The sequence below is a fragment of the Mesorhizobium sp. M1409 genome (assembly GCF_040317535.1).
Lineage (GTDB): Bacteria > Pseudomonadota > Alphaproteobacteria > Rhizobiales > Rhizobiaceae > Mesorhizobium.
Window position 1 is genome coordinate 68,056 of sequence record NZ_JAMYKV010000023.1, and the last position, 13,897, is coordinate 81,952.

Consider the following 13,897-nt stretch of genomic DNA (forward strand, 5'->3'; position numbering starts at 1 on the left):
GGGAGAGAAACAATGAGCTACACTAATTTCACGGTCGACGTCGACGCCGACGGCATTGCGCTTGTCACCTGGGACATGCCTGGCCGATCGATGAATGTCTTCACCGAAGAAGCGATGCGGGAACTGAACGCCATCGTCGATCACGTGACGGGTGACGCCGCCATCAAGGGCGCGGTGATCACATCCGGCAAGGACACGTTCTCCGGCGGCGCCGACATCACCCTGCTGCAGAAGATGCTGACGACCTTCGCCGCTGAAAAGGGAAAGGACGCCGAAAAGGCCACCAAGGCGTTGTTCGACAATGCCGGCATCATGACCGGCCTGTTCCGCAAGCTGGAGACTTGCGGAAAGCCGTGGGTGTCGGCGATCAACGGCACCTGCATGGGCGGTGCCTTCGAACTGTCGCTGGCCTGCCACGGTCGCGTCGCCGCCGATAGCGACAAGGTGAAGATGGCGCTTCCCGAGGTGAAGATCGGCATCTTCCCGGGCGCCGGCGGCACCCAGCGCGTGCCGCGGCTGACCGATCAGCAGCAGGCGCTGCAGATGCTGACCTCCGGCCAGACGCTGTCGCCGCAAAAGGCCAAGTCGATGGGCCTGATCCATGAGATCGCGGAGCCGGCAAGGCTGGTCGATACCGCCAAGGCGATGATCAGGAATGGCCTTAAGCCGGTGGCGCCATGGGACGAGAAGGGCTTCAAGCTGCCCGGTGGCCAGATCTATTCGCCCGCCGGCTTCAATCTGTGGCCGCCGGCCATCGCGATACTGCGTCGCGAGACCTACGGCAACTATCCGGCCGCCGCCGCGATCCTCAAATGCGTCTATGAAGGCCTGCTGGTGCCGTTCGACACCGCCTTGCGCATCGAGCAGCGCTATTTCACCGAGATCATGCGGACCAGGGAAGCGGCGGCGATGATCCGCTCGCTGTTCGTGTCGCTGCAGGAACTGAACAAGGGCGCGCGCCGCCCGGCCGGCGTACCCGAAACCAAGTTCAAGAAGATCGGCATTCTCGGCGCCGGCTTCATGGGCGCCGGCATCGCCTATGTCACCGCCAAGGCCGGCATTCCGGTGGTGCTGCTCGATCGCGACATGGAGTCGGCCGCCAAGGGCAAGGCGCATTCCGACAACCTGATCTCGGATCAGGTGAAGAAGGGCCGCGCCAAGCCGGAGGACAAGGACAAATTGCTGTCGCTGATCACGCCGACGGCCAACTATGCCGACCTTGCCGGCTGCGATCTGGTTGTCGAGGCGGTGTTCGAGGATTCGGCCGTCAAGAAGAGCGCCACCGAACAGGCGGAAGCCGTGTTGAAACCATCGGCGATCTTTGCGTCGAACACCTCCACCATCCCGATCTCGGCGCTGGCCAAGAATTCGGCGCGGCCGAAGAATTTCATCGGCATCCACTTCTTCTCGCCAGTCGACAAGATGATGCTGGTCGAGATCATTTTGGGCAAGAAGACCGGCGACAAGGCGCTGGCCGCGGCGATCGACTTCGTCCGCGCCATCAAGAAGACGCCGATCGTCGTCAACGACACGCGCGGCTTCTACGTCAACCGCTGCGTGCTGCGCTACATGTCGGAAGCCTACAAGATGCTGATCGAAGGTGTCCCGGCGCCGATGATCGAGAATGCCGCGAAAGCCGCCGGCATGCCGGTCGGACCCCTGGCGCTGACCGACGAGACGGCCATCGACCTTGCCCAGAAAATCATGAAGCAGACCATCAGGGATCTCGGCGACAAGGCGGTCGATCCGAAGCAGATGGCGCTGATCAACACCATGGTCGACGATCACGGCCGCTTCGGGCGCAAGAACGGCAAGGGTTTCTACGATTATCCGGCGAAACCCGCCAAGAAGAAGCTGTGGCCGGGGCTCAAGGATCTCTATCCGCAGCTTGCGCCCGAGAAGGTCGACTATGAGGAGCTGCAGCAGCGGCTGCTGGTCACCATCGCGCTGGAAGCGGCCCGGGTGATGGAAGAGGGTATCGTCACCGACCCGCGCGAGGCCGATGTCGGCTCGATCCTGGCCTTCGGTTTCGCCCCTTACACCGGCGGCGCGCTGTCCTACATCGACGGCATCGGTGCCAAGGGGTTCGTCAAGATCGCCAAGGGCCTGCAGAAGAAATACGGCGCCGAGTTCAAGGTGCCCAAGCTGCTGCTCGACATGGCCGAGAAAGACGAGAGCTTCTACCAGCGCTTCGATCCCTATGCGAAGGGCGAGACCAGAAAGGCGGCATGAGGCAGCCCTGGACTGTGGACAAGAGGGTGGCTCGGGGTTAGAACGGAAAAGGTATTTTTTCCTGTTTGAAGGAGAGCAAGACATGCTCTCACATGACCGTGTCTGGGCCGCCATCGATGCTCTTGCCGAGCGCTATTCGCTTTCGGCCTCGGGTCTGGCCAAGCGCGCGGGGCTTGATTCCACTGCCTTCAACAAGTCGAAGCGTCTGTCGTCGGATGGTCGGCCACGCTGGCCTTCGACCGAATCGCTGGCCAAGATCATCGAGGCGACGGGCGCTTCGCTCGACGAATTCACCGGCCTGATCGAAGGCCGGGCCGGGATCCGTCATGGCGCCTCGATCGCCCGCGGAAGCTCCGTGCCGTTGCTCGGTTTTGCCCAGGCCGGCGCCGGCGGCTTCTTCGACGATGCCGGCTTTCCGGCCGGTCAGGGTTGGGATCTGGTCGAACTGCCGGCGCAATCGACGGAGAGCTCCTATGCGCTGCAGGTGCAGGGCGATTCCATGCTGCCGCTCTACCGCAATGGCGATATCCTCATCGTCGAACCGGGCGCGATCACCCGCAAGGGCGATCGCGTCGTCGTCAAAACCACTGCCGGCGAGGTCATGGCCAAGGTGCTCGAGCGCCAGACCGTTAAGTCGATCGCGCTGGTCTCGCTCAATCCCGATCATCCCGACCGCGATATTCCCATGCGCGATGTAGAATGGGTGGCGCGGATTGTGTGGGCAAGCCAGTAGGTCGGCTGGTGCGTCTCCTTCATATCGCCCTTTCGATTCTGATGGTCCCGGTAATGGCGGCCATGGTCGTCACGGGCGGCCGCACGCTGAATGGAAGCGACAGTGTGGTCACGGTGGACCAGCTCGATCCGGGCGCCGATACGATCGCGCGGGAGGACGCCGACATGGTGCCCGAAGAACCGGCCACATGGGCCATTTCAAATCCACAGCCGCCGAAGCCTGCGCCGCATTCGAGGGCGATCGATCCCGACCTCGTTGCGCCGCCTGAGCTTCCGGCCGAGGAACTGGAACGGGTCGAGCCGCGCGAGCCGCTGAGCAAGCTGGCGCTGGCCGTGCCGCCCAAGCCGAAAATGCCCGACGACTGGAACGGCACAAAGCTGTTCCAGCCGGTCGCGCCGGCCGCCGGCCTGATCGAAGCGAAGGGTTACTCGGTCGCGGTTTCCGGCATCGACATCGTCAGCCAGGACGAGATTTGCAGCGATGACGGCAAATCCTGGCCGTGCGGCGTCCGTGCGCGGACGGCGTTCCGCGCCTTCCTGCGCGGCCGCGCGGTGGCCTGCATCGTACCGCCCGAGGGCGGCCGCGACCTGATCGCCGCCGAATGCCGGATCGGCAAGCAGGATGTCGGCCAATGGCTGGTCGAAAACGGCTGGGCGCGCGCCGCCAATGGTGGCCCTTATGTCGAGGCCGGCGACAAGGCACGCACGGCGAAGAAGGGCATTTTCGGATCGGCGCCCGATCTGTCCGGCATGCCGGCAATGCCGGCCGCGCCAAGCCCGGCGCCTCAGGCGCCGAGTTCGATCCTGGAAGAGGTGGACGGCGTTCTCAAGCCAGCTGACCAGCCAGCGCCCGCTCAATAAGCGCCCGCGTTTCGGCAATGCCATAGAGCGCGACGAACGATCCGAAGCGCGGGCCGCGCTCCTGGCCGATCAGCACCTGGTAGATCATCTGGAAGAAGGCGCCCGATACGCCGGGGCCGCCTTCCGGGCTCTGCTTGGAATGGTCCTGATAACGTTCGATCCTGCGCGCGACGTTGAGCGAAGCGTTCTGGATCGCTTCGCCATTGGCGTCCGCCGGCAGCGCGCCAAGCGCCTCGTCGAGAGCTTGCAGTGCCTCGCGCTCGACCTCGTCGGCCGGCCGGAAGGTTTTCGTCGGCTTCACGAAATCGTCGAAATAGCGGATCGCGTGGCCCACCAGCCGGTCGAGCTCGGGATGCGTCTTTGGCGTCACCCCCACCGTATGGCGCGAGATGAAGCCCCACAGCACATCCTTGTTCTGCGCGTTGGAGGCGCTGACCAGGTTGAGCAGCAGCGAGAACGGCACCGGCATGTCGATGGCGGGCGGGTTGCCGTCATGCATATGCCAGACCGGATTGCCCAGCCGTTCCTTCCAGTCCTGCCGGGGATACGCGGTAAGGAAGGTGTAGTACTCGTCCACGGCCCGCGGGATGACGTCGAAATACAGCTTCTTGGCCTGCCGTGGCCGCTGGTACATGTAGAGCCCGAGGCTTTCGGTCGGCGCATAGGTCAGCCAATCGTCGATGGTCAGCCCGTTGCCCTTCGACTTCGAGATCTTCTGGCCGTTCTCGTCGAGGAACAGTTCGTAGACGAAATGCTCCGGCGCCCGTCCACCCAGAATGTTGCAGATGCGGTCGTAGACCACAGCATTCGTCTGGTGATCCTTGCCGAACATCTCGAAGTCGACGCCAAGCGCTGCCCAGCGCATGCCGAAATCCGGCTTCCACTGCAGCTTGACGCGGCCGCCGGTGATCGAAAGCGTGGTCTCCGTGCCTTCGTCGTCGAAGGTGATGGTGCCGGCCTTGGCGTCGACATGCTTCATCGGCACGTAAAGCACGCGGCCGCTCTTCGGCGAAATCGGCAGGAACGGGCTGTAGGTCGCCTGGCGCTCGGGGCCGAGCGTCGGCAGCATCACCGCCATGATCTGGTCATAGCGTTCGGCGGCGCGCAGCAGCATCGCGTCGAAACGGCCGGACTTGTAATATTGCGTCGCGCTGGCGAACTCGTAGTCGAAGCCGAACGTGTCGAGGAAGCGGCAAAGCATCGCGTTGTTGTGGTCGGCGAAGCTCGCATAGTCGCCGCCGAACGGATTGGGAACCGACGACAGCGGCTTGTGCAGATGCTGCTCGAGTGCGACGCGGTCCGGCACGCTGTCGGGTATCTTACGCATGCCGTCCATGTCGTCGGAAAAGCACAGCAGCTTGGTCGCAACCTTGTCCTGCGTCAGGACGCGGAACGCATGGCGCACCATAGACGTGCGCGCCACCTCGCCGAATGTGCCGATATGCGGCAGGCCGGATGGCCCGTAGCCGGTCTCGAACAAGATCGTTTGGGGAAAGTCGGCGCCTTTGTAGCGTTCGATTATCTTTTTGGCTTCCTCGAACGGCCACGCCTTGCTCTCGGCCGCGGCCGCCAGCACCTCGGGATTGAGATCGACGATGTTTGATCTCGCCATGTCACTGTTTTCCAAATCATTCGCCGGCCCAAATCATTCGAAGGCGGGGCCGGAGCAGGGTTTTTTCAACCGGTCTCTAGGCGTGCAGCGCCGGAGCGTCAACGCGTGCGGCGCTTTTTCCTTGCGGTGCGGAGAGTGCGTTCCTACCTTCGAAGCCCGGTTCAAGGAGAAAAAATTGCCGACGCCGCATGAAGCCCTGATCTACCTGATGGTCATCACCTCGGCCTCCGATCGCGACATGACCGATGTCGAACTGGCCAGGATCGGCGACGTTGTCCGCTCTTGGCCGGTGTTCGAGGATTTCAACCACGACCGGCTGGTCGGTGTCGCCCAGGCCTGCCAGAAGCGACTGCACGAAAAGGATGGGCTGAAAGGCGTTCTGGCTGAAGTCGCCGAGGCCCTGCCCGAGCGCTTGCGCGACACCGCCTACGCCGCGGCCTTCGAGGTGGCCGCCGTCGATCTCGAAATGCGCATGGAAGAAGTGCGGGTGCTGCAGCTGATCCGGCGTCAGCTCGATCTCGACACACTGACCGTCGCCGCCATCGGCCGTGCCGCCAAGGCGCGGCTGCGCACGCTCACCTGAATATCCGCAGCTCCCTAGCAAAACCTGACGGAGACCGGATCAAAAAAAATTAACCGGGAAATAGCGCAAATAAAATTCGGCGAACGTGCCTTTCATCGAAATCTCCTGCAGCGCGTAGTCGAACGCGGCGGCCAGTGCCGGATTGTCCGCCCGGGTTGCGATGGCCATGCCCGAGCCCAGATATTCAGGCGCTAGGTAAGGGCCGCCGGTAAAGCGGCAGCAGCCCGCTGAATCCGAGCCGCCCAGCCAGAAAGCCAGGCGCATGCCGTCGCCGAAGGCGGCGTCGAGCTTGCCGCCCTTGAGATCGGCATAGAGGTTTTCCGGCCTGTCGAAGGGGACGATCTGAACGGTGTTGAAATAGTCGCGCAGCATGCTCTCATGCGCCGAGCCGGCGACCACGCCGACACGCTTGCCGCGCAACTTGGCAAAGATCGGTTCGGCCAGCGCCTTGCTCTTCGGCATGATGAAGCGCGCCGGAAACTGCAGGTAGGAGCGCGAGAAGGCATAGGTCGCGCGCGATTCCGGCGTTGCGGCGATGCCGGCGATGATCGCCTCGCCTTCACCTTTCCGTAGCGCGCCTTCCAGCTCGGCCCAGGGCAAGGCCTGGATCTGGCATTTCTCGACAATGCCAAGCTCGGCGCAGATGGCACGTGCCAGATCGATGTGGAACCCGGACAGCTTTCCGGAGCCGTCGAGGAAATTGAAGGGCGGGAAATCGGTGGTCGTCAGGAATCTCAGCCGGGGCAGCGCCGAAAGGTCCGGCTTGGGCAGCCGCTCCTTGGCATCCCACAGAACCGGAACCTGAGGCGCCGCGGCGCGCGCGCCGTCGGCGAACGACAGCAATTCGATCAGCATCGCAAGGGCGAAGGATCTCCATTGGAACGCCAAGATAAAACTCCGCCGCGGTCGTGCTCGCACCGGTTTTCGTACGAAAATGGGACAGGCACAATGGTTTTTGATTTCAACACGCCGATTTCAGGATATGATTTAGCCGGTTTGCAAATCAGCTTTGGCCGCCTTGGTGAGAGGATCGAGGTCGGAGCCACAGAATAAGCATGCGGTTTGCAATCCGTGGTCGGTGGCGAAGTGTAACTCAGGCACGCATCATAGGCCGCAATGCATGAGGCAACATGGGGTTGATGTTGCGATGGGTCAGTTCGATCGCACGCTGGAATTCATAGACCAACTGCAGCACGCCGCGACGGCGGCGGCGGTCTGCGAAACGCTGCTGGGCATAACGTCGGATTTCGGTCTCACCGCACTGATGGCGGGAACCGTACCGCAGCCGGGCACGCCGGCCGGCCAGCAAAAGCAGCATGTGCTTCTCTGCGATTGGCCCGGCGAGTGGCTGGAGCGCTATGTCGCGCGCAACTATGTCGATCATGACCCGGTCGTCAGCCACATGAAACAGCTGCAGGCGCCCTTCCAGTGGCGCGAGGCCTCGCAGAGTATCCGCATAGACAAGAGCAGCGGCGAAGTGATGGGCGATGCCGGTGCCTTCAAACTGCGTGATGGACTGGCCTTCCCGCTGATCACGCTCGACGGCCAGATCGTCATGGTGTCGCTGGGCGGGGAGGCCGTGGAATTGTCCGCCGCCGAGTTCGGCCAGGTGTCGCTGGTGTCGACCTACGCGGTTGGCCGCGCCATGCAACTCCACACGATGGCGAGCAAGGCCATCGATCATATCGTGCTGACGCCGCGCGAGCGGGAATGCCTGCAATGGGCCGCCGTCGGCAAGTCCGAATGGGAGATTTCTCAAATCCTCGGCATCTCCGAACACACCTCGGAGAAACATCTTCTTAACGCCAAAAGCAAACTCGGTGCCGTCAACCGGGTGCAGGCCGTCGCGGAAGCGATACGGCGCGGCTACATTAGCTAGGTCGGCCGTGCCGACTTAGAAGTTCTTGCATACGCGATCACGCAATTTTCTCATCGAAGCACGGCCGTATCTTCCTCTGAACACAGGAGACGGCGGAATGCTATTTTCCCTTACAACCCAGGAATTGATGGAACGTCCCGATCTTTGGGAGGCCGTCCACCGGCTGCGCTACAAGATATTCGTCGAGGAGATGGGGTGGGACGATCTCCGGCGCCCCGACGGGCTCGAACTCGACCAGTTCGATCATGACGAGGCGGTGCATCAGATTGTCATCAGAGGTGACGAAGTCGCAGGCTATCAAAGGATGTTGCCGACCACGCGGCCACATCTGCTGACCGAGGTTTTGACCGACCTTTCCGAAGGAACGCCGCCATCGGGCCCAAACATCTGGGAATTGACCCGCTATGCGGTGGCTCCCGGTTTTCGCGATGGCCGCCGCGGCGTTTCAACCGTCGGCACCGAATTGATCGCCGGTTTCGTCGAGTGGGGGCTGAAGCGCGGCGTCGACAAGGTGATCATCGAATTCGAGCCGATGTGGGTGCTGCGCGCCTTGCAACTGCATTTCCTGGCGACCCCGCTGGGTTATCAGCGCACCTATGGCAACCAGCAGGTCGTGGCCACCCTGCTGACCTTCAACGAACACACCCTCGACGTGGTGCGCTCGCGCCGCAATCATTTTGCGCCCGTGCTGACCAGGGGTTACCCCGACATGCTCGGGCAAAGGCGTGCGTCATGAGATCGGAGACAGTCATGGGCACACACCCGCAACCTGAGCTTCGCAACCACACGCTGGTGGTCACCGTGTCGTCGAATGACGGCCGGCCGGTGCTGGACAGGAGAGCCTATGAAAGCCTAGCAAAGACCTTCCATGAAGCCGCCGACAATGAGGAGGTGCGCGTCGTCGTTTTGCGCGGCCTGGCAGGCTGTTTCTGTCTCGGCGGCGACTTCTCCGAATTCCTCGACGCCACCAAGCACCAGAAACTGATCGCCGCCGTCACCGACCTGTTCCGCACGCTGGCGACATTTCCAAAGCCCATCCTTGCCTGCGTCGACGGCGATGCCGTCGGGGTCGGCTGCACCATCCTGTTCCATTGCGACATGGTGATCGCATCCGATGAAAGCACGTTCCGGGTACCATTCGTCGATTTCGGCCTTGTGCCGGATGCGGCGACCAGCATCCTGGCGCCGCAGAAGCTCGGCTACGCCGGTGCTTTCCGCTTCTTCTGCCTCGGCGACACGCTTCGCGCCGAAGATGCCAGGGCGCTCGGCCTCATCGCCGAGATCGTGCCGGGCGGCAGCGTCGAGGAAGCGGCCCTCGGCCGGGCGAGACAGCTTGTCAAGAAGCCGGTCGCCGCCCTGCTGCAGACGCGCGGCCTGCTGAAGGGGGACACGCAGGCACTATGCGACCGCATCGACCAGGAGATTTCGCTTTTCCAGCAGGCGCTGCAGGACGACACGACCCTGCGGCGATTGCAGCGCATCGCCCGGCTGGCGGCTTGATGCATGTCGCTCAAAAGTGGCCCCGGTTTTGAGACAACGACATGCATGGAAACAAAGACCTAAAGCGCGGCGCATGAATCCGTTTCGACGCGACGCGCTTTAGGACAGACGAGGAAAAAAGCATCGCCGCGCGGCCTTGGCTGCGCGGCGCAAAATGCGTCAATCCTGGTTCCCAGGCCAGCCTATTCTTTCAAAAACGACGGCCCTTCGCCGATGATCTTCTTGTCCTCCTTGCCGATTACGTCGAGATCGCGCCCGTCATAGGGCAGCGACAACAGGATGCGCCGCATGACCGCCAGCCGCGCGCGCCGCTTGTCATTGGCCCGCACGATGATCCACGGTGCGAACTCCTTGTGAGTGTGCTCGAACATGGTATCGCGCACCTCTGTATAATCGTCCCACTTGGTAATGCCGGCAACGTCGATCGGCGAAAACTTCCAGCTCTTCAGCGGGCTGTAGCGGCGATCGTGGAAGCGCTCGAGCTGGGTTTCCCGGCCGATGTTCAGCCAGAACTTGAAGAAGTGGATGCCCTCGTTGGAGATCATCCGTTCGAAATGCGGCGTCTCGTCGAGAAACTGCTCGTGCTGCCGCGGCGTGCAGAAACCCATCACCGGCTCGACGCCGGCACGGTTGTACCAGGATCGGTCGAAGGTGACGAATTCGCCAGATGTCGGGAAATGATCGACATAGCGCTGGAAATACCATTGCCCCATCTCGGTCGGGGTCGGCTTGGTCAGCGCCACATTGCGTGCCGTGCGCGGGTTGAGGTACTGGCGCACCACGAAGATCGTGCCGCCCTTGCCGGCGGCGTCGCGGCCCTCGAACAGCGCCATCACCCGCTTGCCGGTCGACTGCAGCCAGGCCTGCGCCTTGACCAGCTCGATCTGCAATTTCTCGAGCGTCTCGTCATACTCGTCGCTTTTCATCTTCTTGTCGTAGGGATAGCCGCCGGCGGTCAGCTTGTTGTCCTCGACCCAGCCGGGAAGCACGGGATTTTCGATGTCGAACTCCCGCTCCTTGCCGTCGATCCTGATCTTCAGCGGGCCCGAAGTCGGCGCGGCGGGACTTTCCTTGGCATTTTTCATCGAGACGAACCCTTTTCAGCTTCCGGACTCATGCTATTGGGAGCCTCCGGAGCGGTCCAGCGGAAGTTTCCGCCGCCGCGCGACCGGCGAATGCATGTGGTGCGGGCGCGCGAGCGAATGGCTGACCTGGAACAGAAAGGGATGGCGCAAACGCTGGCCATCCGGCTGTGGAACAGCCGCTGGCTGCTTGCGGCCGCCGTCGTCGCTGTTCTGATCGCCTTTGCCTTTGCGGGTATTTCTGCCTACGCACTGTTGCCGGCGCTGCTCCTGCTGCTTGCGGCGGCAATGCTGCCGGCCGCCGGCGCGCGCCAATCCAGCGAGAGCGGCGCGGCCATCGAGGCGATCGGCTTGCAGCGGCTCTCCGGTGAATATCTTGCGGCCGCCGTTGCCGATCCGCTGATCATCTTCGACCGGACCGCCACCATCGTGCATGCCAATGCCGCCGCCTATGCCGCCTTCGGCGGGATCGCGCCCGGCATGTCGCTGTCATTGAAGTTCCGGGCGCCGGAAATGCAAGCTCTGCTGGACGGCGTGCTGTCGGGCGATGTCGCCTCCGATGTCGTCGACTACACGGAGAAGCTGCCGGTCGAACGGGCTTACCGGGTGAGCGCGTCCTCGGTCGGTCATGCGACCGATCTCTACGTGCTGGTATTCAAGGACCAGAGCGAAACGCGCAGGATCGACCGCATGCGCGCCGACTTCATCGCCAATGCCAGCCACGAACTGCGTACGCCGCTCGCCTCCATCGCCGGCTTCATCGAAACGCTGCGCGGGCCGGCCCGCAACGATCCGGCGGCGCGCGATCGGTTCCTGCAGATCATGGAGAGCCAGACCAGTCGCATGGCGCGTCTGATCGACGATTTGTTGTCGCTGTCGCGGCTCGAGATGAAGCCTTATCTGAAGCCGGGAACCGAGGTCGATCTGCGCGAGACACTCGACAGCGTCATTGATTCACTCGGACCGCTGGCCAGGGAAAACAGCGTTGCCATCGAGCGGGATTATGCCGATGGGCCGCTCGATGTGCCCGGCGATCGCGACGAGCTTTTCCAGGTTTTCGAGAACCTCCTGGAGAACGCCTGCAAATACGGGCAGTCGGGCGGGCGCGTGGTGGTGTCGATCGCGCACGGCGATGCCGGCTCGGAGCCCGGCATCGACGTGACCATCAGGGATTTTGGCCCCGGCATTCCCGAGGAGCACATTCCGCGCATCACCGAGCGCTTCTATCGCGTCGATGTCGAGACCAGCCGGACCCAGAAGGGCACAGGCCTTGGCCTGTCTATCGTCAAGCATATCCTGACGCGCCACAATGCCAGGCTTTCGATCAAGTCCGAGGTTGGCAAGGGCGCCGCCTTCTCGGTTCATTTGCCGACGCACTGATATCGCCCTAGTTTAGAGGCGACTGTTTCTTTTTTCTGTCATCCGGCTAGCGTATCAGCGGGGATTCGAGGAACGACTCAAAATCAAAACACTCCATGGGAAGGCGTATTGCCATGCAGTCCGTGCACATCGTCAGCGCCTACGACGACGAGCTGAAATATCTGTCGAAGCGCATCGCCGCGATGGGCGGCCATGCCGAGCGCATGGTCGAGCAGGCAATCGCCGCTTTGGTCAATGCCGATCCTAGCCTCGCCGAGAAGGTCATCCGCGACGATGCCGTGCTGGATGAAGGGCAACGCGAAATCGACGATAAGGCGATCATCATCATTGCAAGGCGTCAGCCGATGGCGACGGATTTGCGCGAGATCGTCGGGACCATTCGCATCTCCGCCGACCTCGAACGGGTTGGCGACCTCGCCAAGAACGTTGCCAAGCGGGTGGTCGCCGTCACCGACGGACGCCAGCCGACCAGCCTGTTCCGCGGCCTCGAGGCCCTGGCCAACCTGGCGCTGACCCAGCTCAAGGAAGTGCTCGACGTCTACGCATCCCGCTCGGTAGAGAAAATCGGCTTCGTGCGCGACCGCGACGACCAGATCGATGCCATGTACACATCGCTGTTTCGCGAATTGCTGACCTACATGATGGAAGATCCGCGCAACATCACGCCCTGCACGCACCTGCTGTTCTGCGCCAAGAACATCGAGCGTATCGGTGACCACGCCACCAACATCGCCGAGACCATCTACTATATCGTCACCGGCGAGCAGTTGCCGGCCGAGCGGCCGAAGGGCGACAAGACCGACAAGATCGGTCTTTCCGAGACGCTGCCGGTGAAGTGAACGGCCGCCTCTCGAACCGTCACCCGAATTAAGCTAAGCTTTCCGGGCTTGCCTCTATCCTCGTCCGTGGATTTGCTTCGGGAGGTCGTGATGGAAAATGTTCGGAACCTGACCCCGGCGTCTGCGCCGATATCCGGCATTATCGCTTGCGGCGTCTACACGGCCGGGCGTCGCATCGCCGACATTCCCATCGAGGAAGCCGGCGAATGGGCGAAAAAATCCGGTCATGTCGTCTGGATTGGCCTGCTCGAGCCCGACCGCAACCTGCTGCTTCGCGTCCAGGCGCAGTTTCACCTGCATGAGCTGGCGATCGAGGATGCCGAGCACCCGCACCAGCGGCCGAAGATCGAGCAATATGGCGATGCACTGTTCATTGTCGCCCGCACCGCGCAGCTGATCGACGGCCGGGTCACCTTCGGCGAGACCCATTTGTTCGTCGGCAGCGGCTACATTGTCAGCGTCAGGCACGGCCCTTCGACCTCCTATGCCGCCGTTCGTCAGCATTGGGAAAGCTGCCCGCATTCGCTGGCCAAGGGCGAGGATTTCGTCCTCTACGCCATTCTCGATTTCATCGTCGACAATTACATGCCGGTGCTCGAGCAGATCGAGGACGAGGTCGAGGCGATCGAGGACAAGGTCCTGATGAAGCCGATGACCGGCCCGGACATCGAGCGCCTCTATATGCTGCGCCGCGATCTTTTGCGCCTGCGCAATGCGGCGCTGCCGCTGGTCGAGGTCTGCCGCCGGCTGACCAGCGCCGAGCTGCCGCAGATCCATACGGCCATGCATCCGCTGTTCCGCGATGTGACCGATCACATCCGCACCGTCCAGGAAAAGATCGACAGCCTGCGCGAGGTGCTGGCGTTCGCTTTCGAAGCCAGCCTGCTGGTCGGCCAGAGCCAGGAGACGGCCAACACCAAGAAGCTCGCCTCCTGGGCCGCCATCCTGGCGGTGCCGACGGCACTCGCCGGCATCTACGGCATGAATTTCAGCGATATGCCGGAACTGAAGATGGAATACGGCTACCCGATGGTGCTGGCCACGATCGCGCTGATCTGCGCGTTTCTCTACTGGCGGTTTCGCAAGAATGGGTGGCTGTGAAAGAGAGCGAATAGCGAATAGGGAGTAGCGAATAGCGAATAGCGAACACAAAACGGCTTGCTTCCTGTCCCAGAAGCCAAGCCGTTTCTATTCGCT

13 protein-coding genes are annotated in these 13,897 nt (G+C 62.4%); 10 read left to right on the forward strand and 3 right to left on the reverse strand.

Translation table 11 applies throughout. The features are described from left to right. Positions 1–12: 12 nt before the first annotated feature. From NKG99_RS18830 to NKG99_RS18840, 3 genes are all read left to right on the forward strand, one after another. Positions 13–2,232: a 3-hydroxyacyl-CoA dehydrogenase NAD-binding domain-containing protein gene (locus NKG99_RS18830; RefSeq protein ID WP_352870188.1), complete on the forward strand. Its 2,220-nt coding sequence runs from the start codon at positions 13–15 to the stop codon at positions 2,230–2,232. Between the two features lie 82 nt (positions 2,233–2,314). After that, positions 2,315–2,965, forward strand: a complete 651-nt coding sequence (locus NKG99_RS18835) for a S24 family peptidase (RefSeq protein ID WP_352870189.1) — start codon at positions 2,315–2,317, stop codon at positions 2,963–2,965. 8 nt (positions 2,966–2,973) lie between these two features. After that, positions 2,974–3,825, forward strand: coding sequence for a thermonuclease family protein (locus NKG99_RS18840; protein ID WP_352870190.1), 852 nt, complete (start codon positions 2,974–2,976; stop codon positions 3,823–3,825). On the opposite strand, the gene NKG99_RS18845 is transcribed toward NKG99_RS18840, so the two are convergent. Next, positions 3,791–5,437 (reverse strand): lysine--tRNA ligase, encoded by a 1,647-nt coding sequence (locus NKG99_RS18845; RefSeq protein ID WP_352870191.1) that lies wholly within the window; start codon positions 5,435–5,437, stop codon positions 3,791–3,793. The genes NKG99_RS18840 and NKG99_RS18845 overlap by 35 nt on opposite strands. 175 nt (positions 5,438–5,612) lie before the next feature. On the opposite strand from NKG99_RS18845, the gene NKG99_RS18850 reads away from it, so the two are divergent. After that, complete coding sequence (locus tag NKG99_RS18850; protein ID WP_352870192.1) at positions 5,613–6,020, forward strand: tellurite resistance TerB family protein; 408 nt, start codon at positions 5,613–5,615, stop codon at positions 6,018–6,020. Between the two features lie 39 nt (positions 6,021–6,059). Here the strand turns inward: NKG99_RS18850 and NKG99_RS18855 are convergent, their stop codons facing one another. Then, entirely contained in the window at positions 6,060–6,908 is an 849-nt protein-coding gene (locus NKG99_RS18855) for an ABC transporter substrate-binding protein (RefSeq protein ID WP_352870193.1), read from the reverse strand. Positions 6,909–7,167: 259 nt separating this feature from the next. Between NKG99_RS18855 and NKG99_RS18860 the strand changes: the two genes are divergently transcribed. From NKG99_RS18860 to NKG99_RS18870, 3 genes are all read left to right on the forward strand, one after another. Beyond that, on the forward strand, positions 7,168–7,899 hold the full coding sequence (locus tag NKG99_RS18860) for a helix-turn-helix transcriptional regulator (protein WP_352870194.1): 732 nt from the start codon (positions 7,168–7,170) through the stop codon (positions 7,897–7,899). 97 nt (positions 7,900–7,996) lie between these two features. Further along, the gene (locus tag NKG99_RS18865; protein WP_352870195.1) at positions 7,997–8,635 is read left to right on the forward strand and encodes an acyl-homoserine-lactone synthase; all 639 of its coding nucleotides are present in this window, start codon (positions 7,997–7,999) and stop codon (positions 8,633–8,635) included. Next, positions 8,632–9,399: an enoyl-CoA hydratase-related protein gene (locus tag NKG99_RS18870; protein ID WP_352870196.1), complete on the forward strand. Its 768-nt coding sequence runs from the start codon at positions 8,632–8,634 to the stop codon at positions 9,397–9,399. Before NKG99_RS18865 ends, NKG99_RS18870 begins: the two co-directional genes overlap by 4 nt. A gap of 182 nt (positions 9,400–9,581) precedes the next feature. Here NKG99_RS18870 and ppk2 read toward each other — a convergent pair whose 3' ends face one another. Beyond that, on the reverse strand, positions 9,582–10,484 hold the full coding sequence (ppk2, locus tag NKG99_RS18875) for a polyphosphate kinase 2 (protein ID WP_352870197.1): 903 nt from the start codon (positions 10,482–10,484) through the stop codon (positions 9,582–9,584). A 117-nt stretch (positions 10,485–10,601) separates the two neighbouring features. On the opposite strand from ppk2, the gene NKG99_RS18880 reads away from it, so the two are divergent. The 3 genes from NKG99_RS18880 to NKG99_RS18890 all read left to right on the forward strand — a co-directional run bounded on the left by NKG99_RS18880 (position 10,602) and on the right by NKG99_RS18890 (position 13,801). Then, positions 10,602–11,861 (forward strand): ATP-binding protein, encoded by a 1,260-nt coding sequence (locus NKG99_RS18880; RefSeq protein WP_352870198.1) that lies wholly within the window; start codon positions 10,602–10,604, stop codon positions 11,859–11,861. Positions 11,862–11,974: 113 nt separating this feature from the next. After that, complete coding sequence (phoU, locus tag NKG99_RS18885; RefSeq protein ID WP_352870199.1) at positions 11,975–12,700, forward strand: phosphate signaling complex protein PhoU; 726 nt, start codon at positions 11,975–11,977, stop codon at positions 12,698–12,700. A 90-nt stretch (positions 12,701–12,790) separates the two neighbouring features. Further along, positions 12,791–13,801, forward strand: coding sequence for a magnesium and cobalt transport protein CorA (locus tag NKG99_RS18890; protein WP_352870200.1), 1,011 nt, complete (start codon positions 12,791–12,793; stop codon positions 13,799–13,801). Positions 13,802–13,897: the final 96 nt, after the last annotated feature.